At 33.5% G+C, this 723-nt stretch carries 1 protein-coding gene; it reads right to left on the bottom strand.

What is annotated here, in order from left to right; genetic code table 11:
- Positions 1-723 (bottom strand): prolyl oligopeptidase family serine peptidase (locus tag FUA24_RS23725; protein ID WP_148545802.1); only part of this gene is annotated, 723 nt, incomplete at both ends.

The raw sequence follows: 723 nt of genomic DNA, 5'->3' as shown, positions 1-723 counted from the left end.
TGTCATGGTTGCTCCAACTAATAATCCGCCATTAGATCCGCCACTAATAGCTAAGTAATCAGATGATGTGTACTTATTTTCAATTAAATATTCGCCTGCAGCAATAAAATCATCAAACACATTTTGTTTTTGCATTTGTGTGCCGGCATCGTGCCATTTTTTACCATATTCACCACCGCCACGTAAATTAGGTACAGCATAAATACCACCTTGCTCCATCCAAACGGCCATTGTAATTTTAAAAGATGGGTTTAAACTAACGTTAAAGCCTCCGTAACCATATAGTATAGTTGGGTTTTTACCGTTTAATTTTAAACCTTTTTTGTGTGTAATTATCATTGGTACTTTTGTGCTATCTTTTGATGTGTAGAATATTTGATTACTCACATAATCATTGCTATTAAAAGCTATGGCAGGTTTCCAATAAAGAGTTACTTCGCCAGTTTCTAAATTAAGTTTGTAAATACTTGATGGTGTATTGTAGTTGGTAAAAGCAAAATAGTCAATATTTTCATCTTTTTTACTACCAAAACCACCAACACTACCAATACCCGGAAGTGTAATTTCTCTAATTAGTTTTCCATTATAATCATACTGTTTTACTTGTGAAACCGCATCAACCATATATTCTGCAATAAAATAGTTTCCAGAAGTTGAAACTGATAAAACATTGTTTGTTTCAGGAATAATATCTTCCCAGTTTTCAGGAGTTGGGTTAGCAAC

The organism is Seonamhaeicola marinus (assembly GCF_008085455.1).
This window is presented reverse-complemented; position numbering and strand designations above follow the sequence as displayed.